This window comes from Streptomyces sp. NBC_00224, assembly GCF_041435195.1.
Lineage (GTDB): Bacteria > Actinomycetota > Actinomycetes > Streptomycetales > Streptomycetaceae > Streptomyces.
Window position 1 is genome coordinate 5361391 of the sequence record NZ_CP108106.1, and the last position, 24277, is coordinate 5385667.

Annotated in this window: 18 protein-coding genes and 1 pseudogene; 11 read left to right on the forward strand and 8 right to left on the reverse strand. The window is 71.4% G+C overall.

Translation table 11 applies throughout. The annotated features are described in order from the left end of the window. The first annotated feature begins 2 nt into the window (after window positions 1–2). From OG965_RS23905 to recQ, 3 genes and pseudogenes are all read left to right on the forward strand, one after another. Window positions 3–1574 (forward strand): NADH-quinone oxidoreductase subunit M, encoded by a 1572-nt coding sequence (locus tag OG965_RS23905; protein WP_371654119.1) that lies wholly within the window; start codon window positions 3–5, stop codon window positions 1572–1574. Then, window positions 1571–3226, forward strand: coding sequence for an NADH-quinone oxidoreductase subunit NuoN (gene nuoN, locus OG965_RS23910; protein ID WP_371654120.1), 1656 nt, complete (start codon window positions 1571–1573; stop codon window positions 3224–3226). The genes OG965_RS23905 and nuoN overlap by 4 nt, the downstream gene beginning before the upstream one ends. Before the next feature lie 350 nt (window positions 3227–3576). Further along, window positions 3577–5391 (forward strand): annotated as a pseudogene (recQ, locus tag OG965_RS23915) (DNA helicase RecQ); the annotation flags it as partial. A 54-nt stretch (window positions 5392–5445) separates the two neighbouring features. On the opposite strand, the gene fahA reads toward recQ, so the two are convergent. Then, entirely contained in the window at window positions 5446–6669 is a 1224-nt protein-coding gene (fahA, locus tag OG965_RS23920) for a fumarylacetoacetase (protein WP_371654121.1), read from the reverse strand. A gap of 181 nt (window positions 6670–6850) precedes the next feature. Here fahA and OG965_RS23925 point away from each other — a divergent pair, with 181 nt between their 5' ends. Both OG965_RS23925 and OG965_RS23930 read left to right on the forward strand, forming a co-directional pair. Next, window positions 6851–8101: an ATP-grasp domain-containing protein gene (locus OG965_RS23925; RefSeq protein ID WP_371654122.1), complete on the forward strand. Its 1251-nt coding sequence runs from the start codon at window positions 6851–6853 to the stop codon at window positions 8099–8101. 68 nt (window positions 8102–8169) lie between these two features. Then, window positions 8170–9369: an FAD-dependent oxidoreductase gene (locus OG965_RS23930; protein ID WP_371654123.1), complete on the forward strand. Its 1200-nt coding sequence runs from the start codon at window positions 8170–8172 to the stop codon at window positions 9367–9369. 18 nt (window positions 9370–9387) lie between these two features. Here the strand turns inward: OG965_RS23930 and OG965_RS23935 are convergent, their stop codons facing one another. Then, window positions 9388–11385, reverse strand: a complete 1998-nt coding sequence (locus OG965_RS23935) for a CocE/NonD family hydrolase (protein WP_371654124.1) — start codon at window positions 11383–11385, stop codon at window positions 9388–9390. 17 nt (window positions 11386–11402) lie between these two features. Then, window positions 11403–12914, reverse strand: coding sequence for a peptide MFS transporter (locus OG965_RS23940; RefSeq protein WP_371654125.1), 1512 nt, complete (start codon window positions 12912–12914; stop codon window positions 11403–11405). A 178-nt stretch (window positions 12915–13092) separates the two neighbouring features. Between OG965_RS23940 and OG965_RS23945 the strand changes: the two genes are divergently transcribed. Beyond that, window positions 13093–14103, forward strand: coding sequence for a polyprenyl synthetase family protein (locus OG965_RS23945; protein ID WP_371654126.1), 1011 nt, complete (start codon window positions 13093–13095; stop codon window positions 14101–14103). Window positions 14104–14175: 72 nt separating this feature from the next. On the opposite strand, the gene OG965_RS23950 is transcribed toward OG965_RS23945, so the two are convergent. Then, entirely contained in the window at window positions 14176–14739 is a 564-nt protein-coding gene (locus tag OG965_RS23950; protein WP_371654127.1) for a hypothetical protein, read from the reverse strand. Window positions 14740–15319: 580 nt separating this feature from the next. Here OG965_RS23950 and OG965_RS23955 point away from each other — a divergent pair. The 4 genes from OG965_RS23955 to OG965_RS23970 all read left to right on the forward strand — a co-directional run bounded on the left by OG965_RS23955 (window position 15320) and on the right by OG965_RS23970 (window position 19393). Then, a complete protein-coding gene (locus OG965_RS23955; RefSeq protein WP_371654128.1) occupies window positions 15320–16576 on the forward strand; it encodes an outer membrane lipoprotein carrier protein LolA in 1257 nt (418 codons plus the stop codon). Window positions 16577–16700: 124 nt separating this feature from the next. Then, entirely contained in the window at window positions 16701–17630 is a 930-nt protein-coding gene (locus OG965_RS23960; RefSeq protein WP_371654129.1) for an ATP-binding cassette domain-containing protein, read from the forward strand. After that, complete coding sequence (locus OG965_RS23965; protein WP_371654130.1) at window positions 17617–18636, forward strand: ABC transporter permease; 1020 nt, start codon at window positions 17617–17619, stop codon at window positions 18634–18636. The genes OG965_RS23960 and OG965_RS23965 overlap by 14 nt, the downstream gene beginning before the upstream one ends. A 151-nt stretch (window positions 18637–18787) precedes the next feature. After that, complete coding sequence (locus tag OG965_RS23970; RefSeq protein WP_371654131.1) at window positions 18788–19393, forward strand: TetR/AcrR family transcriptional regulator; 606 nt, start codon at window positions 18788–18790, stop codon at window positions 19391–19393. Here the strand turns inward: OG965_RS23970 and OG965_RS23975 are convergent. The 4 genes from OG965_RS23975 to OG965_RS23990 all read right to left on the reverse strand — a co-directional run bounded on the left by OG965_RS23975 (window position 19359) and on the right by OG965_RS23990 (window position 23774). Continuing rightward, window positions 19359–19934, reverse strand: coding sequence for a flavodoxin family protein (locus tag OG965_RS23975; protein WP_371654132.1), 576 nt, complete (start codon window positions 19932–19934; stop codon window positions 19359–19361). The genes OG965_RS23970 and OG965_RS23975 overlap by 35 nt on opposite strands. 115 nt (window positions 19935–20049) lie before the next feature. Beyond that, window positions 20050–21378: a M28 family metallopeptidase gene (locus tag OG965_RS23980; protein WP_371654133.1), complete on the reverse strand. Its 1329-nt coding sequence runs from the start codon at window positions 21376–21378 to the stop codon at window positions 20050–20052. A gap of 401 nt (window positions 21379–21779) precedes the next feature. Then, a complete protein-coding gene (gene rarD / locus OG965_RS23985) occupies window positions 21780–22697 on the reverse strand; it encodes an EamA family transporter RarD (RefSeq protein ID WP_371657036.1) in 918 nt (305 codons plus the stop codon). 207 nt (window positions 22698–22904) lie between these two features. Beyond that, the gene (locus tag OG965_RS23990; protein ID WP_371654134.1) at window positions 22905–23774 is read right to left on the reverse strand and encodes an NAD(P)H-binding protein; all 870 of its coding nucleotides are present in this window, start codon (window positions 23772–23774) and stop codon (window positions 22905–22907) included. 105 nt (window positions 23775–23879) lie between these two features. On the opposite strand from OG965_RS23990, the gene OG965_RS23995 reads away from it, so the two are divergent. Further along, complete coding sequence (locus OG965_RS23995; protein ID WP_371654135.1) at window positions 23880–24269, forward strand: winged helix-turn-helix transcriptional regulator; 390 nt, start codon at window positions 23880–23882, stop codon at window positions 24267–24269. The last annotated feature ends 8 nt before the right edge of the window (window positions 24270–24277 follow it).

Below are 24277 nucleotides of genomic sequence, written 5' to 3' on the forward strand. Positions count from 1 at the left end.
ACATGTCGTTCCCCCTCCTTACCGCGACGGCGGCGCTCCCGGCGGTCGGCGCGATCGCCACCGCCGCCGTCCCGGCCGAGCGGCGGACCGCCGCCAAGTGGCTGGCGCTGCTGGTCTCGCTGGGCACGCTGGTCCTGGGCGCCGTCCAGCTCGTACGGTTCGAACCGGGCGGCGACCGCTACCAGTTGACGGAGTCCCACTCCTGGATCAAGGACTTCGGCGTCCGCTACGAACTGGGCGTGGACGGCATCGGGGTGGCGCTGATCGCACTCACCGCGCTGCTGATCCCGTTCATCATCGTGGCCGGCTGGCACGACGCGGACCCCCTGGAGACCAGCAACAGCCGCTGGCGGCCCACCCAGGGCTTCTTCGCCCTGATCCTCGCCGTCGAGGCGATGGTGGTGCTCTCCTTCGAGGCCACCGACGTCTTCCTCTTCTACATCCTGTTCGAAGCCATGCTGATCCCGATGTACTTCCTCATCGGCGGCTTCGGCGACCGCGCCCACGAGCACGGCGACGAGGCGGCGGCCACCCAACGGTCGTACGCGGCGGTCAAGTTCCTGCTCTACAACCTGGTCGGCGGCCTGATCATGCTGGCCGCGGTGATCGGGCTGTACGTGGTGGCCGGGACGTTCTCGCTCGACGAGATCGCGGCCGCGCGCGCGAACGGCTCGCTGGACATGGCGACCAACACCGAGCGGCTGCTGTTCCTCGGCTTCTTCTTCGCCTTCGCGGTGAAGGCCCCGCTCTGGCCGCTGCACACCTGGCTGCCGAACGCGATGGGCGAGGCCACGGCCCCGGTCGCCGTGCTGATCACGGCGGTCGTCGACAAGGTCGGCACCTTCGCGATGCTCCGCTTCTGCCTCCAGCTCTTCCCGGAGGCGTCGAAGTGGGCCACGCCGGTGATCCTGGTCCTCGCCGTGATCAGCATCATCTACGGGGCGCTGCTCGCGGTCGGCCAGCGGGACATCAAGCGCCTGGTGGCGTACGCGTCGATCTCGCACTTCGGGTTCATCGTCATGGGCATCTTCGCGATGACCACCCAGGGCCAGTCCGGCGCCACGCTGTACATGGTCAACCACGGGATCTCGACGGCCGCGCTGATGCTGGTGGCCGGCTTCCTGATCTCGCGCCGCGGCTCGCGTCTGATCGCGGACTACGGCGGGGTGCAGAAGGTGGCCCCGCTGCTCGCGGGCACGTTCCTGGTGGGCGGTCTGGCGACCCTGTCGCTGCCGGGGCTCGCGCCCTTCGTCAGTGAGTTCCTGGTCCTGGTGGGCACGTTCAGCCGCTATCCGGCGATCGGCGTGATCGCCACGCTGGGCATCGTGCTGGCCGCGCTTTATGTGCTGGTGCTCTACCAGCGGACGATGACCGGCCCGGTCAAGGCCGAGGTGCAGGGCATGCCGGACCTCAAGGTCCGCGAGCTCCTGGTGGTCGCCCCGCTGATCGCGCTCCTGGTCTTCCTGGGGGTCTACCCGAAGCCGCTGACCGACATCGTCAACCCGGCGGTGCAGCACACCATGACCGACGTACACAAGAAGGACCCCAAGCCCGTGGTGGAGGCGGCCCAGTGAGCACAGCAGCAGCTGTCCACAGCCTGTGGACGACGGCGGCCGACGGCAAGGTGGACAAGATCCCGGCGCCGCACATCGAGTACGCACAGCTTTCGCCCGTGCTGATCGTGATCGGCGCGGCGGTGGTGGGCGTGCTGATCGAGGCGTTCGTCCCGCGCAAGAGCCGTTACTACGCCCAGGTGTTCCTCTCCGTCGTCGCGCTCGCCGCCGCCTTCGCCGCGGTCGTCGGGCTCGCCGCCGACGGATACGGCACGACGAAGGCGCACATCGCGGCGATGGGCGCGGTGGCCGTCGACGGCCCGGCGCTCTTCCTCCAGGGCACCATTCTCCTCGCCTCGATCGTCGCGATCTTCACCTTCGCCGAGCGCCGCCTCGACCCGGAGACGCACGGCAACCGGGTCGACTCGTTCGCCGCGCAGGCCGCGTCCGTACCGGGCAGCGACAGCGAGCAGGCCGCGGTCAAGGCCGGTTTCGCGACCACCGAGGTCTTCCCGCTGGCGCTCTTCGCGATCTCCGGGATGCTGGTGTTCCCGGCGGCCAACGACCTGCTGACGCTCTTCGTGGCCCTTGAGGTCTTCTCCCTGCCGCTCTACCTGCTGTGCGCGCTGGCCCGCCGCAAGCGGCTGATGTCGCAGGAAGCGGCGGTGAAGTACTTTCTGCTCGGCGCCTTCTCGTCGGCGTTCCTGCTGTTCGGCATCGCCCTCCTGTACGGCTACGCGGGCTCGGTCCAGTACGCGACCATCGCGGACGTCGTCGACGGCACGGTCCAGACCGTGGACCCGGCGCTCGCGGGCACGATGGGCAACGACGCGCTGCTGCTGATCGGCGGCGCGATGCTCCTGATGGGGCTGCTCTTCAAGGTCGGCGCGGTGCCGTTCCACATGTGGACCCCGGACGTCTACCAGGGCGCGCCCACCCCGGTCACCGGCTTCATGGCGGCCGCCACCAAGGTCGCGGCCTTCGGCGCGCTGCTGCGGCTGCTGTACGTAGTGCTGCCCGGGATGCGGTGGGACTGGCGGCCGGTGATGTGGGGCGTCGCCATCGTCACGATGGTGGGCGGCGCGATCGTCGCGATCACCCAGACCGACATCAAGCGGCTCCTCGCGTACTCGTCGATCGCGCACGCGGGGTTCATCCTGGCGGGTGTCATCGCCACCAACGCGGACGGCATCTCGTCGGTGCTGTTCTACCTCGCGGCGTACTCGTTCGTGACGATCGGGGCGTTCGCGGTCGTCACGCTGGTGCGCGACGCGGGCGGCGAGGCGACGCACCTGTCCAAGTGGGCCGGGCTCGGCCGCCGTTCGCCACTGGTGGCGGCGGTGTTCGCGGTCTTCCTGCTCGCCTTCGCGGGCATCCCGCTGACGTCCGGCTTCACCGGGAAGTTCGCCGTGTTCAAGGCGGCGGCGGAGGGCGGCGCGGGCCCGCTGGTCGTGGTCGGTGTGATCTCGTCGGCGATCGCCGCGTTCTTCTACATCCGGGTGATCGTGCTGATGTTCTTCAGCGAGCCGAAGGCCGACGGGCCGACGGTGGCGGTCCCGTCGCCGCTGACGATGACGGCGATCGGCGTCGGTGTCGCGGTGACGCTGGTGCTGGGTGTGGCGCCGCAGTACTTCCTGGATCTGGCCAGTCAGGCGGGGGTGTTCGTGCGGTGACGCTCCGCGGGGGCGTGGATGTCTGGCCGCGGGTTGTGTGTGGCTGGTCGCGCAGTTCCCCGCGCCCCTGAGTAGCTAGGGGGTTGCTAGGCCCCGGCACCCTGAGTGGTGCCGGGGCCTCGTGTGATCTCCGGGCCGCCTACGCCCCTGTGGATAACTTTTCGCCCGCTCTGACCTGCGGTTTCGTCCGCGATCGAGCAAGATCTGCCCCGACCGCGGCAGGGCGTGTCCGCCCGGGCCCCTATCGTGGCAGGGGTGGCGGAGTTAATGGGACGACGGTGGGGGACGGCGGGATGAACGGGACGGAAGGGACGGTCGAGGTGGCGGACGAGCCGGCGGTCGGGGCAGCGGTCGAGAGCGAGGCGCTGCGGACGCTGAACCGGGTCTTCGGCTACGAGACCTTCCGCGGTGACCAGGGCGAGGTCATCGAGCACGTGGTGGCCGGCGGGGACGCCGTGGTGCTCATGCCGACGGGCGCCGGAAAGTCGCTCTGCTACCAGATCCCGGCCCTGGTCAGACCAGGTACGGGCGTCGTCGTCTCGCCGTTGATCGCCCTGATGCAGGACCAGGTGGACGCGCTGCGGGCGCTCGGCGTGCGAGCCGGTTTCATCAACTCGACGCAGGACTTCGACGAGCGCCGCACGGTGGAGGCGGAGCTCCTCGCGGGCGAGCTCGACCTGCTCTATCTGGCCCCGGAGCGGCTGCGCGTGGAGGCCACGCTCGATCTGCTCTCGCGGGCCAAGATCTCGGTCTTCGCGATCGACGAGGCGCACTGCGTGGCGCAGTGGGGCCACGACTTCCGCCCGGACTACCTGGCGCTCTCGCTGCTCGGGGAGCGCTGGCCGGACGTGCCGCGCATCGCGCTGACGGCGACGGCGACGCGGGTCACCCACCGGGAGATCACCGACCGTCTGGTGATGCCGCACGCGCGCCACTTCGAGGCGAGCTTCGACCGGCCGAACATCCAGTACCGGATCGTGCCGAAGAACGACCCCAAGAAGCAGCTCCTGACCTTCCTGAAGGAGGAGCACGACGGGGACGCGGGCATCGTCTACTGCCTCTCGCGCGCCTCCGTGGAGAAGACCGCGCAGTATCTGAGCGACAACGGGGTGGCGGCGGTGCCGTACCACGCGGGGCTCGACGCGGGCACGCGCGCGCGGCACCAGTCCCGCTTCCTGCGGGAGGACGGCCTGGTCGTGGTGGCGACCATCGCCTTCGGCATGGGCATCGACAAGCCGGACGTCCGGTTCGTGGCCCATCTGGACCTGCCGAAGTCGGTCGAGGGCTACTACCAGGAGACGGGCCGCGCGGGCCGCGACGGCCTGCCGTCCACGGCGTGGATGGCGTACGGCCTTCAGGACGTGGTCCAGCAGCGCAAGATGATCCAGGGCGGCGAGGGCGACGAGGCGTTCCGGCGCCGGGCGGCCGCGCACCTGGACTCGATGCTGGCGCTCTGCGAGACGGCCGGGTGCCGCCGCGCCCAGCTCCTCGGCTACTTCGGCCAGGACACCACGGCCGACCACTGCGGCAACTGCGACACGTGTCTGAACCCGCCCGAGACCTGGGACGGCACGGTGGCCGCGCAGAAGGCGCTCTCCACGGTCGTCCGGCTGGAGCGCGAGCGGCGCCAGAAGTTCGGGGCGGGCCAGATCATCGACATCCTGCTCGGCCGCAAGACGGCCAAGGTGATCCAGTTCGACCACGACGCGCTGTCGGTGTTCGGCATCGGCGAGGACCTCTCCGAGGCGCAGTGGCGGGGCGTGGTGCGGCAGTTGCTCGCCCAGGGCCTGCTGGCGGTGGAGGGCGAGTACGGGACGCTGGTCCTGACGGAGACCAGCGGCGAGGTCCTCGGGCGCCGGCGCGAGGTCAGGTTCCGCTCGGAGCCGGCGAAGCCGGAGCGCGCGCCCCGCGCACGGGGTACGGCCAAGGCGAAGGCGGCCCCGGCCGACTTCCCGGAGGAGGCGGCCCCGCTCTTCGAGGCGCTGCGCGCCTGGCGGGCCGCTGAGGCCCGCGAGCAGGGCGTCCCGGCGTATGTGATCTTCCACGACGCGACGCTGCGGGAGATCGCTGTGGCCCGCCCCGGCTCGGTGGAGGAGCTGGGCACGATCGCCGGGGTGGGCGAGAAGAAGCTGGCGACGTACGGGGAGGGTGTGCTGGAGGTGCTGGGGGAGCAGGAGTAGCCAGGGGGGCGCCCACGGCGCCCCCCCCCGGCACGCCCGTTAAGCCTCCACGATCCGCCCGGTGACCTCGCCGAGCCCGACCCGGACCCCGTCCGGTCCCGGGGCCCACGCCGTCATCGTGACGACGTCGCCGTCCTCCAGGAACGTGCGCTTGCCGGTGGGGAGTTCCATCGGCTCCGTACCGTTCCAGGTCAGCTCAAGGAACGAGCCGCGCTGGTCGCGCTCGGGGCCGCTCACGGTCCCCGAGCCGTACACGTCACCCGTCCGCAGCGAAGCGCCGTTCACCGTCATGTGGGCGAGCTGCTGGGCCGCCGTCCAGTACATGCCGGCGAACGGCGGCTCGGACACGAGCCGGCCGTTGAGGGCGACGGCGATACGGATGTCGAAGCCGCCCGGCACCTCGGCGTCCGCGTCGTCGAGGTAGGGCAGCAGCGGGAAGTCCCGCTCGGGCGGGGCCACCCGGGCGGCCGTCAGCGCCTCCAGCGGAGTGACCCACGCCGAGACCGACGTGGCGAAGGACTTGCCCAGGAACGGGCCGAGCGGCACGTACTCCCACGCCTGGATGTCCCGCGCCGACCAGTCGTTCAGCAGGAAGAGGCCGAAGACGTGGTCCTCGAAGGAGGCCAGGTCCACCGGGCTGCCGAGGGCGGACGGGGTGCCCACCACGAAGCCCACCTCCGCCTCGATGTCCAGCTTCACCGAGGGGCCGAACACCGGCGCCGGGTCGGTGGGCGCCTTGCGCTGCCCGTGCGGGCGCGTCACGTCCGTACCGGAGACCACGATCGTGCCGGACCGGCCGTGGTAACCGATCGGCAGGTGCTTCCAGTTGGGGGTGAGCGCGTCCCCGTCCGGTCGGAAGATCCGGCCCACGTTGGTGGCGTGGTGCTCGCTCGCGTAGAAGTCGACGTAGTCCGAGACCTCGTACGGCAGATGCAGGGTGACCGTGTCCAGCGGGTGCAGCAGGGGCTCTATGTCGGGCCGGTGCGCGGGGACCGTGACCCACGCGGTGAGCGCGCGCCGCACATCGCGCCACGCCGTGCGCCCGGCCGCGAGCAGCGGGTTCAGCGAAGGCCGGGCGAGCAGCGCCGCGTACGGGGAGCCGAGTGCGTGCGCGGCGGCCCCCGCGTCCAGGACGTGATCGCCGATGCGGACGCCGACGCGGCGGTGCTCGGGGGCGTCGGGCGTGGAGAAGACGCCGTACGGAAGGTTGTGCGGGCCGAAGGGGTCGCCCTCGGCCAGGTCGAGCGGGCTCTGCTCGGACATCTGTGCCTGCCTCGCTTTCCACGGGTGTGGAGGACACGTTACGTCGGCGATGGTTGCGTAGGCAGTGTCTAAAGAGTTCGTAATGTCCGGAAACTCCGCGTCCGGAAGGGGAGATTCCCCCTTACCGTCCTTGCCGGGACACGAACGCGGCGAGGGGGCCGTGCGTCCTGAGGGGGGACTGGTGTCGAGCAGTAATGCCCTGTTCACGGCCGACCGGACCGTGCCCGCACTGATCGTGAAGATCGGTAACTACCCACTGCACCACGGCGGCGTCGGTGCCATCCGCAGCCTCGGCAGACTCGGCGTGCCGATGTACGCGATCACCGAGGACCGCTCGACACCCGCGGCGCACTCCCGCTATCTGCGCCACGCCTTCGCCTGGCCCACCACCGGCCGCGAGGACCCGGACGCCCTGGTCGACGGGCTGCTGCGGATCGGGCGGCGGATCGGCCGGCCGACCGTGCTCGTGCCGACCGACGAGGAAGCGGCGGTACTGATCGCCGAGCACCAGAAGGAGCTCGACGGGCACTTCCTCTTCCCGCCCGTGGCACCGGAGTTACCCCGAAGGCTCGCCAGCAAGCGCGGGCTGCACGAGCTGTGCGTCGAGCACGGGGTGCCCTCGCCCGCGGCCGCCTTCCCCGACACGTACGACGACATCGAGGACTTCGCCCGGCACGCCCGCTTCCCGCTGGTCGCCAAGAACCGCGAGGCGTTCGTCCGGCGTCGGCGGCCCGCGGTGCGCGGCACCACCCGTGTGGAGAGTGCCGCGCACCTGCTCGCCCTCGCCCGCGAGTGGGGCGAGCGGCCGGGCGTGATCCTCCAGGAGTACCTGCCGCGCGAGGAGGCCGAGGACTGGATCGTCCACGCCTACTTCGACGAGAACGCGGCGCCGCTGGCGATGTTCACCGGCGTCAAGGTCCGCTCCTGGCCGCCGCACGCGGGGATGACCGCCACCGCGTACGTCGTGGACAACCCCGAACTCGCGCTGCTGGCCGAGCAGTTCGTGAAGCGGATCGGCTTCAGCGGGATCGTCGACCTCGACCTGCGCTTCGACCGGCGCGACGGGCGGTACAAACTGCTCGACTTCAACCCGCGGATGGGCGCCCAGTTCCGCCTCTTCGAGAGCGAGGCGGGCGTCGACGTCGTCCGCGCCCAGCATCTGCACCTCACCGGCCGCGCGGTCCCCGAGGGCGAACAGCGGGCGGGACGGCGCTATGTGGTGGAGAACATCGACCTGCCCGCGCTGCTGGCCTACCGGCGCAGCGGCTACACCACCCCGCACGCGCCCGCGCGCCCCCGTGGCACCGAGCTGGCGTGGCTCGCCCGGGACGACCCGAGGCCGTTCTTCACCATGCTCGCCCGCTTCGTACGACCGGGGGCCGAGCACCTGTACCAGCTGTGGCGGAGCTCGCGCCGCGCGATAGCCGAGTAGCCCGGCGGGGCCGGCGGAACAGGCACGACCAGCACTTGTGCGTACCACCCTGGGGAGGGGACCTTCACGTGATTCGTCCGGTAGCTGTCATCGGGGCGGGGCCCTACGGTCTGTCCACCGCCGCGCATCTGCGCGGGCGCGGCCTCCCGGTCCGCGTCTTCGGCTCGCCCATGGTGAGCTGGCGCGCGCACATGCCCGCGGGCATGGTCCTCAAATCGACGCCGTCCGCCTCCGGCATCGACGCGCCCCAACCCGGCCACGCCCTGGTCGACTTCTGCGCCGACACCGGGATCCGGCGGTACGAGTCCGACTGGGACCTCATCGCGGTGGAGGACTTCGCGGCGTACGGGCAGTGGTTCGCCCAGCGGCTGCTGCCCGATCTGGAGGACGTACGGGTGGTCTCCGTGGACCGCACCCGGGCGGGCCACTTCGAGCTGAAGCTGGACTCCGGCGAGGCCTTCGAGGCGCGTGCGGTGGTGGTCGCGACCGGGCTCGCGGGGCTGGCCCGGATGCCGCGCGAGCTGGCGGCCGCGGTCCCCGACGGCCCCTGTGCCACCGGCCCCGTCTCGCACGCCTCGCAGCACGCCGACCTCTCCCGCTTCGCCGGGCGCGAGGTGCTGGTCGTGGGCGCCGGCCAGTCCGCCATCGAGAGCGCGGTGCTGATGGCGGAGGCGGGCGCGGAGGTACGGATCGTGGCACGCCGGACCGGGGCCGTCCGCTTCGGCGCCGCCCCCGACCAGCAGCCCCGGCTCAGCCCCGACTCGCCCTTCGGCCGCGCCTGGTCGCTGTACGCGTTCTCGTACCACGCCACCCACTTCCGCCACTTGCCCGCGCCCACCCGGCACCATCTGGTGCGCAGGGTGCTGGGCCCGCTGGGCGCGTGGTGGCTGCGCGACCGGTTCACCGGCAGGGTCGCGGTGACCGACGGCCGCCGGGTGGTCCGCGCCCGCGTCGAGTCCGGCCGCCCGGTCCTGACACTGAGCGGTGGCACCGGCGCCCAGCGCGAACTGGCCGCCGACCACGTGCTGGCCGCGACCGGCTACCGCATGGACGTCGCCGCCCTCGACTACCTCGGCCCGGGGCTGCGCACCCAGCTCGCCACCTCGCGGGGCGCGCCGGTACTGGACGCCGGGTACCGGTCGACGGTGCCCGGCCTCTACTTCACGGGTCTGCCGGCCGCGTCGTCGTTCGGGCCGGTGATGCGGTTCGTCTGCGGTACCGCGTATGCCTCGCCCCGGCTCGCGGCGTCGGTGGCGGCGGGCGGCTGAGACCGCCGGGGCGGCGCGTCAGCCCGCCGTCCGGGGGATGCGCTTCTCCCACGTCCGGTGGAAGACGACCTCCCCGCCGTCCCGGCACACCACCTCGTCCGAGGTGACGAAGTCCGCCGCGTCGCAGGCGATCTCGGACCGCGTGGTGATCGTGACGTCCCAGGCCGGCTCCGGCCGGTGCAGCCGGATCGTCCAGTCCGAGCGGGTGCGCGCGGACTGGGGGTCCGCCTCGTCGATCGTGTACGTCTCCAGGGCGTCCTCGGTGAACTCCAGACCGTCGGGGTAGACCCGCGTACCGCCGTAGCGCGGGTCCACTTCCAGGCGCCACTCGCCCTTGGCGACATCGCGGACGACCAGCCGCTCCGGGCGGGGCTCGTCCAGCGAGGCGGGGGAGACCACACCGAGCGGCGCCGACTGCTCGGGCTCCTCGAAGGCGATCGCGTCGGCCGTCCGCTCCCGGACCGGCAGGGTCAGGGAGCTGCCCTCCGGTTCGAGCGTGAAGCCCACCGAGTCCGCCTGCGGCCAGATCCACGGCCAGTACGCGGAGGAGACCGCGAGGCGGACGCGGTGTCCCGGCGGGAAGCTGTGGCCGATGCCGTTGAGGAGAAACGTCACGTCCTGGGTGGCGCCCAGCGGCCAGGCGTCCGCGCGGTCCCGGCCCTCGCGCGCGGACAGATTGAGCGCGCCCCGGGTGACCAGCGTGGACGAGCCGTCCGGCGCCACGTCGCAGAGCCGCGCGATCGCCTGCCCGAACGGGACGTCCATGCGCAGCCGCAGCGTCACCTCCGGGCGCCCGAGGACCTCAAGGGGCGGCCCGTCGTCCGGCACCGCGAAGTCGAACGCCGCCGAGTGCGCGTCCTCGGCGCGCTGGTCCGGCGGCAGGTCGCCGTCGTTGCCGAACGGGAAGAAGCGGCCCGCGTCCAGGCCGGTGTGCTGCGGCGAGTCGACCCGGACCGGGGCGCCCCCGAGCGCGTACGGGACGGGGGTGACGTGCGGCGAGGGCCACGCCGGGTCGCCGACCCAGCGGCCGGGCAACTCCTCGTACACCGTGGCGGGCCGGTGCGACTCGCTGATCCAGGAGCGCAGCAGCGGCTCCTCCATGACCCCGCTGTCCTTGCCCTTGAGCCAGTGGTCCCACCAGCGCAGCGTCTCCTGGAGGAAGCCGATGGCCGGTCCCGGCGGCAGCCCCCGGTCGGGGTACTGGTGCGACCACGGCCCGATCAGTCCGCGCACCCGGTCGGCGGGCAGGTGCTCCACCAGGCGCAGCACGGTGTCCCGGTACGGGTCGTGCCAGCCGCCCACCGCGAGCACCGCCGCACCGATCGCCCCGTAGTCCTCGCGGACACTGCCGTGCTTCCAGTAGTCGTCGCGGGTCTGGTGCGCCAGCCAGGTGTGGATGTAGGGCTCCATGGCCTCCAGGCGCGTCAGCCACATGTCCCGCCACTGGTCGCCGACGTACGCCGGGTCCGGCGGTCGCGCCGTGAACGCCAGCATCGTCGCCGCCCAGGCGTGCATGTCCACGGCGAGGACGGAACCTCCCAGGTAGTGCACGTCGTTGTCATAGCGGTCGTCCGACGAGCAGACCGTGACGACCGCCTTGAGCGGCTCGGGCGCGAGGGCCGCGATCTGGAGGGAGTTGAAGCCGCCCCAGGAGATCCCGAACATGCCGACCTTGCCGTCGCACCAGGGCTGCGCGGCGAGCCAGTCGACGACCGCGACCCCGTCCGCGAGCTCCCGCGCGTCGTACTCGTCGCCCGGCAGGCCCTCGCTGTTGCCGTGCCCGCGCACATCGACGCGCACGGAGGCGTAGCCGTGTCCCGCGTACCAGGGATGGCGCTGCCAGTCGCGCGGCGCGGTCCAGTCGGTGAGCCGGTACGGCAGGTATTCGAGCAGCGCCGGTACGGGCTCGTCGGTCACCGGGCGCCAGATCCGGGCGTAGAGGAGCGTCCCGTCCGGGAGCGGAATACGCACGTCCACGTGGGTGGTCTCGTACGGGAAGTCGGTTCGGATCCGCATGGCAGCCTCGCAGGACCTCAGTGGACGGGGTGCATGGTGCGCTTGAGCCAGGGCGCGGCAGCGATCACCGCGAGGCCGGCCGCCACCGCGATCGCGCCGTTGACGCCGAAGTAGGCGGCGTTGGAGACCTTTCCGTAGACCTTCACGGTCTGCGCCTGGATGCCGTTGGCGAGCGCGAGGGAGAGGAACCAGAGCGACATGGTCTGGCTGGCGAAGGCCTTCGGGGCGAGCTTGGTCGTCGCCGACATCCCGGAGGTCTCCAGAAGGACGTCGCCGAGCCCGAGCAGCAGATACGAGCCGACGATCCACCAGGCCGCCATCCGGTACGAGTCGGAGCCCTGCCCGGCCGTCGGCACCACCATCAGCAGGAACGAGAGCCCGCCGAGTACCACCCCGAACGCGATCTTGTTGGAGGCGTGCGGCTGGCGCGGCCCCATCCGGGACCAGACCGCCGCGACCACCGGCGCCAGCGCCACCTCGAAGGCGCCGAGCGCCGAGGCGTACCAGCTCGCCGGGAAGTGGAAGCCGAGGATCTCGGTGCGGGCGTTGGTCGACGCGAGCAGCATCATCGTCGAATACGCCTGGAAGAGGATGAAGTTGAAGACCACCGAGGCGAGGAAGAGCACCACATAGGGGCGCAGCCGCCCGCGCTCCTCCGCACTCACCCGGGGGCTGCGGAACATCACCGTGAAGTACACCGCCGGGGCGATCACCGAGATCACCGTCAGCGCGTCCACGAACCGGCCCATGGTCAGCCAGCCCGCCAGCGAGAGCGCCCCGGCCAGCAGCCCGGCCGCCACCGCGCCGAGCGCCAACAGCCGCACCGCCCGGCGCATCCCCTCGGGCGGCAGCGCGAACTCGGCCGCGTGCCGGCGCCCGGCCAGCTGCCGACGCCCGGCCACGTACTGGACGAGCCCGAACGTCATCCCGACCGCCGCCGCCGAGAAACCCCAGTGCCAGCCCTTGTGGTCGCCGAGCCAGCCGGTGATCAGCGGCCCCAGGAAGGCGCCGATGTTGATGCCCATGTAGTAGAGCGCGAACCCGGCGTCGCGGCGCTCGTCGTCGGTGCGGTAGAGCTTGCCCACCATCGAGGCCACATTGGGCTTGAGCAGGCCCGTACCGGCGCTGATCAGGCCGAGCCCGGCCCAGGTCGCCGCCTGGGCGGGGACGGCCATCGTGTAGTGGCCGCAGGCGATCAGGACGCCGCCGTACAGGACCGCGCGGTACGAGCCGAGGATGCGGTCCGCGAGCCAGCCGCCCGCGACCGAGACCAGATAGACGAGCGTTCCGTACGCCGCCGAGACCGAGGCCGCCGTGGCCGCGTCCAGGCCCATGCCGCCGTGCGCCACGGTGTCGGCGAAGTAGAGGACCAGGATCGCCTGCATCCCCAGGAAGGAGAAGCGCTCCCAGACCTCAAGGCCGGAGAGCGTCAGCAACCCCTTCGGGTGGCCGAGGAAGGCGTGGTCGTCCCCGGGCGGCGGCCGCTCGGCGCCGGGGTCGGGCACGGTGTCGGTGGTCGTTCCGGACAAAAGGTCCACTCCTGATCGTATGAGCTGATCACGAACATACCGGGGTCCATCGGGCTGTGCGCGGGGGGTGACGGGAAGGCGCCAGCGGTGATCGAACAGCGACCGGATACGCTGACTTGAGTGAAGGCAGCGACACATCGACAATCCGTGTGATCGTCAGCAGACAGGAGTACCCCTCGTGACCGTCGTCGGGCCGTTCGGGCTGAGCGTGCGGGACCAGGCTCTTGAAGCCGATGTCCAGACCGGATTGGCGGCAGTCGAGGCGGGCCTGCTCGACGCCACCAAGAGCGAGGTCCCCTTCATCACGGAGGCCGCGCAGCACCTCGTGCGCGCGGGCGGCAAACGCTTCCGGCCGCTGCTCGTGATGCTCTCGGCGCAGTTCGGCGACCCCTACGCGCCGGGTGTGGTGCCCTCGGCGGTGGTGGTCGAGCTCACGCATCTGGCGACGCTCTACCACGACGACGTCATGGACGAGGCCGAGGTGCGGCGCGGGGTGCCCAGCGCCAACGTCCGCTGGGGCAACTCGGTCGCGGTCCTCACCGGCGACTTCCTGTTCGCCCGCGCCTCGCACATACTGGCCGACCTGGGCCCGGAGGCCGTGCGCATCCAGGCCGAGGCGTTCGAACGGCTGGTCACCGGCCAGATCCTGGAGACCGCGGGGCCGCGCGACGGCCGCGACCCGGTGGACCACTACCTCGACGTGCTCGCGGGCAAGACCGGTTCGCTGGTGGCCGTCTCCGGCCGGTTCGGCGCGATGATGTCGGGCGCCGACGAGTCGGTCGTCGACATCCTCACGCAGTACGGCGAGCGGCTCGGCACCGCGTTCCAGCTGGCCGACGACGTCCTGGACATCGCCAGCGACTCGCACGAGTCCGGCAAGACCCCCGGCACCGACCTGCGCGAGGGCATCCCGACGCTGCCGGTCCTGCACCTGCGGGCGCAGGCCGCCCAGCACGGCCGCCCGGAGGACCTGGAGCTCGTCGCGCTGCTCGACGGCGACCTGACGGACGACGCCCGGCACGCCGAGGCACTGCGCCGGCTGCGGGTGCACCCGGCGCTCGAACAGGCCCGCAGGGACACCGTGAGGTACGCGGAGGAGGCCCGCGCCACGCTGGCGCCGCTGCCGGAGTGCTACGCGAAGTCGGCTCTGGAGGAGCTGTGCGACGCGGTGGTGCACCGGGCGGGTTAGGACCCGTCTCCGCTGGTCCTGGTCCCGGTACCCGTCCGGTTCCTGTTCCCGTACTCGTTCCTGGTGCCCGTTCTAGTAGCCGGAGCCGTCCGGCGGTGTCATGACGCCGCCCGAGGTCGTGCCGCCGCCCGTGTCGGCCGTGGCCTTCGCCCCGGTCGGGGTGATCGCGAACCAGGTGCCGCCGGCGCCCTGACCGTACGCCTCGCGAGGCCCGTCGTCCTTGGCGTACCGGTAGAGCGGCCAGCCCGCGAGGGTCAACTGGGTGCTGCCGTCCGGGCGGGTGACCTTGCCGACCAGGGCCTTGTCGATGCCCTTGACGGTCAGTGCGTCGGTGGCGGGGGCCGGGGGCCAGATCGCGGCGCAGGCGGCCAGGCAGTTCGAGTGGGACGGCTTCGCGGTGTCCTTGTCGAAGCGGTACAGGACGTATCCGTCGCTGTCGGTGACGACCGTGCCGACCTTGTCGACCTCGGTGGCGCTGAGCGCGGGGGCGGCCGGATTCGGGGTCGCGGGGGCCGTCGTGGTGGTCGACGGCTTCTCGGTCTTGCTGCTGTTGCTGCTTCCGCACCCCGTGGCGGCCAGCGCGAGGACGGCTGTCCCGGCGGCAGCGCCGACGGCGATGCGGTGGACGGTGAGCATGGCGATCCCCTTTTGTGGTGCCGGTTGCTCTCACTCAGGTGTACGGATTCCGGCCCAAAGCGACTCGAACACCCGATCTGTCAATAGTGTGACCCAGGTCACACTATTGAGTGTCCGGTGATGCTGTGCAAACGGTCGCATACCTGGTGAAACGATAGTGAAACGGGATCGGGGGAGCACCTCGCGGACGTCGTCGCCGTAGGGGTCGGGCGGTGGTGACGGTGTCCGGGGTGCGAGCCGGGGCGCGGGCCGATGTGCGGGCTGTACCTGAAGGCGGCTCAACCCGGAGCGCACCGAGGTTGGTTGGCGGTGGCGGGAAGCAATCCCGCCTGGCCTCGGTGGAGTTGGCGATTCTGACAGGTACGCGACGTACAACCCCTACTGGTCGGGGGAGGTCTGGGGCGCTGGTGTCATCCCAGAGAGGTACACGAGGTTGCTCCCGAGGGGTGACGCCTGACGGCGGCTGATTTGGTCAGATTGAGAACACCACTCCTGACCAATTCGGGTGAGAATGGCGGCGCGGGGTGGACAGAGCGCAGCACTACGGACGGACGCCGCCGACCACGGAGGTAAGGCACACATGGCACCGAACGACAGCGCACACACCACCGAGGAGGCCGGGGACCTCGTCGCGGGCCGCCGCAAGGCCGCGCGGTATCTGGTCCCGGTCGCGGTGGCGGGGGTGGCGGCCGCAACCATCGGGCTGGTCCCGGCGCTCGCGGCTTCAGGTGATCCGGATCTGCCGAAGATCAGCGCACAGCAGCTCATCGAGAAGATCGCCGCGTCGGACGCCCAGCAGCTCTCCGGCACGGTGAAGATCAAGACCGACCTGGGCCTGCCGTCCTTCGGCGGCCTCGGCTCCTTCGCCCCCAAGGGCGGCGCGGGCAAGGGCGGCTCGTCCGCCTCGCCCGACAGCAAGCTGATGGAGCTGGCCTCCGGCTCGCACACCCTGCGGGTCGCGGCCGACGGCCCGGACAAGCAGAAGCTGTCGGTGCTCGACAACGCGTCGGAGTACAGCGTCATCCACAGCGGGAACGACGTGTGGGCGTACGACAGCGCCTCGAACGAGGTGTACCACTCGAAGCGGGCCGGCGACGGCAAGAAGGAGCTCGGGGGCGACGCGGCCAAGCGCCACGGCCGCTCCGGCAAGGCTCCGGAGGCCCTGCCGACCACGCCCAAGGCGATGGCCGAGCAGGCCTTGAAGTCGGTCGACCCGACCACCTCGGTGACCGTCGACGGCACGTCCCACGTGGCGGGCCGGGACGCCTACCAGCTGGTGATCAAGCCGAAGCAGTCCGGCTCGACGATCGGCGCGATCCGGATCGCGGTGGACGCGAAGAACGGGGTGCCGCTGAAGTTCACGCTCGCGCCGTCCGGCGGGGGCAAGGCCGTGATCGACGCGGGCTTCACCAAGGTCGACTTCGGCAAGCCGTCCGCCTCGACGTTCGACTTCACCCCGCCCAAGGGGGCGAAGGTCACCCAGGACGACGGCAAGGCGCACACGGACCGGGGCGACAAGGGCTTCAAGGGCTCCGACGGCAGCGAGTTCAAGGGCCTCAACGTCATCGGAAAGGGCTGGAACTCCATCGCCCGCCTCGACGTTCCAGGAGGTAAGGGCATCCCGACCGCACCTTCCGGCAAGGGCGGCAAGGGCGATGTCCCGCCGGAGGCCCGGAAGTTCCTCGACTCCCTGGGCGACAAGGTCACGGGCAAGTTCGGCTCGGGCACGGTCTACAAGACCCGCCTGATCAACGCGCTGGTGACGGACGACGGCAAGGTGTTCGTGGGCGCGGTCACCAAGGACGCGCTGGTGAACGCGGCGAACGCGGCGAAGTAGTGAGGGGGGAGGGGGGACTCGGGTCCCCCCTCGCAACCCCCTGAAATCTCAGCGGCACCCGGCCGAGGGGGTCCGGGGCGAAGTACCGGTTACGGAAAGGGGCGGGGTGGGGAACTCTCCATCGGTGATCGAGACCCACGGTCTCAGCAAGCGCTACCGCGGCGGCCAACTCGCCGTGGACGGCCTCGACCTCACCGTCCCCAGCGGCAGCATCTTCGGCTTCCTCGGCCCCAACGGCTCGGGCAAGACGACCACCATCCGCATGCTGATGGGCCTGATCGAGCCGACCTCCGGCACGGCCCGGGTCCTCGGCAGCCCCATGCCCCGCGCGGGGCGCACGGTCCTGCCACAGGTGGGCGCCCTGATCGAGGGCCCCGCGCTGTACGGATTCCTGTCCGGCCGCGACAACCTCGTACGGTACGACTCGGCCGACCCGACCGCCGACCCCCGCACCCGCGCGAGCCGGGTCGCCCACGCCCTGGAGCGGGTCGGGCTCGCCGCCGCCTCCGGCAAGAAGGCGCGGGCGTACTCGCTGGGCATGAAGCAGCGGCTCGGGCTCGCGTCCGCGCTGCTCCAGCCCCGCAAGCTGCTGGTCCTGGACGAGCCGACCAACGGCCTCGACCCGCAGGGCATGCGGGAGATCCGCGCCCTGGTGCGGGAGCTCGCGGCCGACGGCACCACGGTCTTCCTCTCCTCGCACCTCCTGGACGAGATCGAGCAGGTCTGTACGCACGCGGCGGTGATGACCCAGGGCCGTCTGGTCGTCCAGGGCGAGGTCGCCGAACTCTCGGCGGGCAACCGGGGCCGGCTCGCCGTCACCACCCCGGACCCGGCCGACGCGGCCCGGCTGCTCAAGGAGCGCGGGGTCGCGGACGTGACCGTGGACGGAGACCGCGTGACGGGCGAAGTCCCGCCGGACGACGTGGAACTGGCGGAGCTCAACGCCGCGCTGGTGCACGGCGGCGTACGGGTGAGGGCCTTCGGGGTCGAACGGGCCTCGCTGGAGGACGCGTTCGTGGCACTGACGGGGGAGGGGTTCGATGTCGCGGGCTGAGGTGAACGCAACGGAGGATGTGCCCACGTCGGCGCCCCCGCCGGGCCCGGACGCGGCACGGACCACAGAGGCCGGGTCCGCCACAGAGGCGGAGACGGCCGAGGCCGCGCAGGCCACAGAGGTCCAGGCCGCCCCGGACGGGCCGGGCCCCGGGGTCCGGCGGCCCAGCCCGCTCTGGGCGCTCGGGCTCTTCCGGTCCGAGCTGGTCACCGTCGTGCGGCGGTGGCGCACCCTCGCGCTGCTCGGGGTGCTGGCGGCCGTCCCGATCCTGATCGGCATCGCCGTGAAGATCGAGACGAGCGACGGCGGCACGGCCGGTCCCAGCGGCGGTGACGGCCCGGCCTTCATCTCGCAGGTCACCAACAACGGGCTCTTCCTCGTCTTCGCGGGGCTCGCCGCGACCCTTCCCGTCTTCCTGCCGATGGCGATCGGCGTGGTCGCGGGCGACGCGGTAGCGGGCGAGGCCAACAGCGGCACCCTGCGCTACCTCCTGGTCGCCCCGGCCGGGCGGACCAGGCTGCTGCTCGCCAAGTATGCGTCGGTGCTCGCGTTCTGCCTGCTGGCGACCCTGGTCGTGGCGGCGTCCGCGCTCGCCGTGGGTGCGCTGCTCTTCCCGCTCGGAGAGGTCACGACCATCTCCGGCACGCAGATATCGTTCGCGGACGGACTGGTGCGCGCGCTCGCGATCGCCGGGTTGGTGGCCCTGTCGCTGACCGGCGTGGCCGCGCTCGGCCTGTTCATCTCCACGCTCACCGGCAGCGGTGTCGCGGCGATGGCGGCGACGGTCGGCCTGCTGATCACCGTGCAGATCCTGGACCAGATCCCCCAGCTGCACGCGATACACCCGTATCTGTTCCCGCACTACTGGCTGTCCTTCGCGGACCTGCTGCGGGTGCCGGTCTACTGGGACCAGCTGGTGAAGAACCTGGAGCTGCAGGCGCTGTACGTGGCGGTGTTCGGCTCGGCGGCCTGGGCGCGCTTCACGGCGAAGGACATCACGGCCTGAAAACCGGACCCGGGAGGACGACGGAAGGGACGGGTCGTGCGAGCCGACCCCCGTGGCGGCTCGACACGACACGTGCCGTTTCCTCGGCACATTCTTGGAGCAGACCATTCCGCTGTCAATACGCTACGGACCGTTCTCGTAGACTCACCCCGTGACCGAGTCGCCACGTCCTGCCCCCAACCCCCGGCGCCGGAGCGAGAGATCGCGCCGCGCGATCCTCTCCGCGGCCCTCGAACTCTGCGCGGAAAACGGCTATGGACGCGTCACGATCGAGGGCATCGCCGCCCGAGCGGGTGTGAGCAAGAAGACGATCTACCGCTGGTGGGCGACGAAGGGCGCGGTGCTCCTGGAGGCCGTGATCGAGGCCGTGGTCAGCACCTCGCCGCTGCCCGACACCGGGGACATCGACACGGACATGGTGACGCACGTCACCAGTGTGATGCGGGTCTTCACCTCGCCGGTGATCGGCCCCGCGTATACCGGCATCCTCTCCGAGCTGCTCCACGACGAGGCGCTGGCGGCGGCCGTCAACGAGGAGCTGGTCGGTCCGCGCGTCGCGCTGGTGCACGAGCGGCTGCGCGCCGGGCAGCGCCAGGGCCAGCTGCCGCCGGACGCCGATCTGGAGCTGGCCGTGGAGATGCTGTACGGGCCGCTGTACTACCGGCACGCGCTGAAGCGGCCGTTCCACGACCCGGACAGGATCGCCTCACTGGTGGCGCACGTCATGCGTGCGTTGCGAGCACCGTTTCCGAGCTGAAGAAGGTCTTGGCGCGGACCGTCGCCTCCGTGTCCTGCCCCATGGTGCCGGGCCGGTTGGCGGAGCCGAGCAGTACGCCGCCCCATTGCATGCTCATATACGCGGCGGTGTGGCGCAGGGTCCCCACCAGCGGATCGGCCACGGACTGGTCGGCGGTGGCGAGCGCCGTCACGCCCCACATGGTGCGCCCGGCCATCCGCGGCCGGAACTCCAGACCCGGCACCCGCATCCACCCCGACCAGTGGTCGAGGTAGTGCTTGACGGGGGTCGAGACGCCGTACCAGTACAGCGGCGAGGCGATGACCAGGTCGGTCGCCTCCAGGGTCGCGTCGAGCAGGGTCGCGGCGTCCCCGGCCGGGTCGGCGTACAGGCCCTCACCGTCGTGGCGCCGGTCGGTGAACTCGGGCAGCCGCAGCTGCGAGAGGTTCAGCCAGCGCTGCGAGACGCCGCTCGGCAGCTGCTCGGCGGCCAGCCTGGCCAGCGCCTCCGTGTTGCCGCCGGAGCGCGTACTGCCGAGCAGGAAAAGGAAGTTGCGGGCCATGGTCCCCCCCAGAGAAAAGCATGCGCGTGCAGTATATGCACGCGCATGCTCATTGCGGGAGAGGTGAATCCCGGGACGGATCCCGGGACGAACCCAGGACCGGACGGTCAGAAGGTCAGAAGGTGAGCTTCCAGCTGTTGATGTAGCCGGTGTCCTGCGGCCCCTTGTCCTGCACCTTCAGCTTCCACGTCCCGTTCGCCGTCTCGGTGGACGCGTTCACGGTGTACGTGGTGTTGATGTTCGGCGTGGAGTCCGACGACGAGTTGTGCAGCCGGTACGCCTTGCCGCTCGGGCCGATCAGATCGACCACCAGGTCGCCGCTGTAGGTGTGGACGATGTTCACCCCGACCTTGAGCGCGGTGGACGCGTTGCCCGTACGCCCGGTGACCGAGACCGACGAGGTCACGGCCGCGCCGGGGGAGTCCGGGATGGTCACGTCGGTGGTGTTCTCGTACAAGTCCCCGGTGGGCGGGATCGTGGTGCCGGCCGACAGCTGCCACAGCGCGTACGCGATGGCGTCGCTGTTGTGGTCGAGCGCGGAGTCGTCGATGTTGGCGCTGGTGTCGCAGGAGGAGTGGTAGCAGGCGTCGAACGCGCGGCCCGCCGTGCCGCCCCACTTCTGGGCCTGGGCCGAGGTCTTGGTGTAGTCGGCGCCGGAGAAGAGGCCGCCGACGCGTATGCCGGCGTTCTTGAACGGCGCGTGGTCGGAGCGCCCGTCGCCCTCCGTCTCGATCTCGGTGGGTATGGAGAGGGTCGCGAAGTAGTCCTTGAAGACCTTCTCCAGGGCCGGGTCGTCGTCGTACACGAAGTAACCCGGGTTCGGCGAGCCGATCATGTCGAAGTTGAGGTACGAGGAGATCTTGCCTCGGTCCGCCGACGACAGGCTGTTGACGTAGTACTTCGAGCCGACCAGGCCCAGCTCCTCGGCGCCGAACCAGCCGAACCGCAGGTGCTTGTCGGGCTTGAGCTGGGCGCGGGAGACGGCGAGCGCGGTCTCCAGGACCCCGGCCGAGCCGGAGCCGTTGTCGTTGACGCCGGGCCCCTCGGTCACCGAGTCGAGGTGTGCGCCGGTCATCACGGTCTGCGAGGTGTCACCGCCCGGCCAGTCGGCGATCAGGTTGTAGCCGGTGGCGCCGGACGAGCTGAACTGCTGGACGGAGGTGGTGAACCCGGCCGCGTCCAGCTTGCCCTTCACATAGTCGAGCGAGGCCTTGTAGCCGGCCCGGCCGTGGGCGCGGTTGCCGCCGTTGGCGTTCGCTATCTGCTGGAACTGGGCGAGGTGCGCCTTGACGTTGGCGAGGGGGATGTCGGGGGCGGCGGCGGCCGCCGGGGCGGGGGCGGCGGCGGTGGCCTGAACGGCCGGTGCGGCGAGGCCGAGGCTGGCGACGGCGAGGGTCGCGACCGCGAGGGTGCTTCTGCGGTACTTGGGGAGCTTGGTGCGCATGTGGGGGCTCCGTATTCCGTTCGGGGATGGGACGGAAACGCGAGCCTGATGTTCAGGGAGAGTTTCACTCACCGTCAAGAACGTATTCCGGACAGGGGTGTTCGGTGGGCGGACAGTGGCTGGATTGGTTCCCCCACCCCGCCCCTTCCCGAAAGCCCTCTGGCGGGCGGCCGGGGGCTGCGCCCCGGACCTCGTTCGTCTGCGGGCCGTCTGTGGCTGGTCGCGCAGTTCCCCGCGCCCCTGAACGAGCGGGAGCTTCGCTCCCTGCACGCCGGGGGGCCGGAGATACCTAAGGGGCGCGGGGAACTGCGCGACCAGCCCCCACCGGCCCGCAGACGAACACGGGTCCAGGGGCGCAGCCCCGAAGCGGGGTCCCCCGGGGCGTAGCCCCGGCAGAACCCCTACTCCTCCCCGACCCTCACCCCCGGAGGGTTCAGGGAAGGGGTGGGGAGGGGCTCAACACGTCGTCCCGCCGCCGCAAGCGCGACCCGGCCCCGTCGAGCCGTCCGCAGCGCGTCCCACGTCAGCAGCGTCAGCGCCAGCCACACCAGCGAGAACCCGGCCCACCGCTCCGCCGGCATCGCCTCGTGGAAGTACAGGATGCCCAGGCCGAACTGGAACACCGGCGCCAGGTACTGCAGCAGCCCCAGCGTCGACAGCGGGACGCGGATCGCGGCCGCGCCGAAGCAGACCAGCGGCGCCGCCGTGACCACCCCGGTCGCGGTGAGCAGCGCCCCGTGCCCGGCGCCGTGGGACGCGAAGGTCGCCTCCCCCTGCGTCCCGAGCCACACCAGATACCCCAGCGCGGGCAGGAACTGCATCGCCGTCTCGGCGGCCAGCGACTCCAGCCCGCCGAGGTTCACCTTCTTCTTCACCAGCCCGTACGTGGCGAACGTCAGCGCCAACGTCAGCGAGATCCACGGCGGCCGGCCGGCGCCCACCGCCAGGACGACCACCGCCGCCGCGCCGACCCCGACCGCCGCCCACTGCACCGGCCGCAGCCGCTCCTTGAGCAGCAGCACGCCCATCGCGATGGTGACCAGAGGGTTGATGAAGTAGCCGAGCGACGCCTCGACGACGTGGCCGGAGTTCACCGACCAGATGTAGACGCCCCAGTTGACCGTGATCACGGCGGCGGCGAGGCCGATGAGGGCGAGCCGGCGCGGCTGGCGCAGGAGCTCGCCGATCCACGCCCAGCGGCGCAGTACGAGGAGCGCGGCGCCGACGGCGACGAGGGACCACACCATCCGGTGGGCCAGGATCTCGATCGCGCCGGACGGCTTCAGAAGCGGCCAGAAGAGCGGGACCAGTCCCCACATCCCGTAGGCACCGATCCCGTAGAGCAGTCCTGCCCGCTCTTCCCCGGCAGCGGTACTCGGTTCCTCGGCCACTGGCCCTCCCTGCGCGCACGTCGACGCGCGCACGTCGACGTGATCGAAGGTAGCGCCAGGGGACCGCGCCTGTCATGCCCTATATCCGAAAACGGTCCTGACCGTGGTGTGGCCGATTCCGCCTGCCGGATCCCGTCAGGCGGAGGCCCCCGCAGTTGCCGCCGCGATCGTCTGCGAGATCGGCGTCGTCGGCCGCCCGATCAGCCGGGACAGCTCGCCGGACGTGCCCGCCAGCCGCCCCCGCCCGATCGCCAGGTCCACGTCGACCAGGATCTCGGCGAACGGCGCCGGGACGCCCGCGCCCGTGAGGATGCCGAGGTGCACCTCGGGGGCGACGGCCTGGTACGCGATCTCCTTGCCGGTCGCCCGCGCGACCTCCGCCGCGTACTCCGCGAACGACCACGCCACGTCGCCGCTCAGCTCGTACGTCCGGCCCAGGTGGCCCTCGCCGGTCAGCACGGCCGCCGCGGCCGCCGCGTAGTCGGCGCGGGCGGCCGAGGCCACCCGGCCCTCGCCCGCGTTGGAGACGACCGCCCCGTGCGCCAGGACCGGCTCCAGGTGGGCGGTGTAGTTCTCGGTGTACCAGCCGTTGCGCAGGAAGGTGTACGGCAGCCCCGAGTCGAGGATCAGCTGCTCGGTGGCCTTGTGCTCGTCGGCGAGGCGGAAGTCGGCCTCCGGTCCGCCGAGGATGCCGGTGTACGCGAGCTGCGCCACCCCGGCGTCCTTCGCAGCCGCGATCACGGCGGCGTGCTGCGCCACCCGCTGCCCGACCTCGCTGCCGGAGATCAGCAGCACGCGGTCACCGGCGCGGAAGGCCCCGGCCAGCGTCTCGGGCGCGCTGTAGTCGGCCACCCGCAGCTCCACACCGCGCCCGGCGAGCCCGGCGGCCTTCTCCTTGTCGCGTACGACGGCCGCTATCCCGCTCGCGGGCACCCCCGCGGCGAGCAGCTCGTCGACGACGAGACGGCCGAGGGCTCCGGTGGCTCCGGTGACGACGATGCTCATGGCTGCTGACTCCTTGGCTCTGGGTTCCCGTGCGGAACCCGTGCCACTCACCGTACGGCTGGCGCTAACCTTTCGTAAGTACCCACTTTGAAGTAAGGTACTGGTATGGCAGTAAGTACCCGGTCCGCCGAGGACCTCCGCGAGGCGATGTGTCCGCACCGGCTCGTCCTGGAGCACGTGACCAGCCGCTGGGGCGTCCTCGTCCTGCTCGCGCTGCTCGACCGGTCGTACCGGTTCAGCGAGCTGCGCCGGCACGTCGGCCGGGTCAGCGAGAAGATGCTGGCCCAGACCCTCCAGACGCTGGAGCGCGACGGCTTCGTGGACCGCGACGCCAAGCCGGTCATCCCGCCGCGCGTCGACTACTCGCTGACCCCCCTCGGCCGCGAGGCCGCCGAGCGGGTAGGGGCCCTCGCCGAGTGGACCGGCGTGCGGATGGAGCAGGTGCAAGAGGCACGCGCCGCCTACGACACGGCCCGGGAGGCCAGGCAGGCGTGATGCCTGGG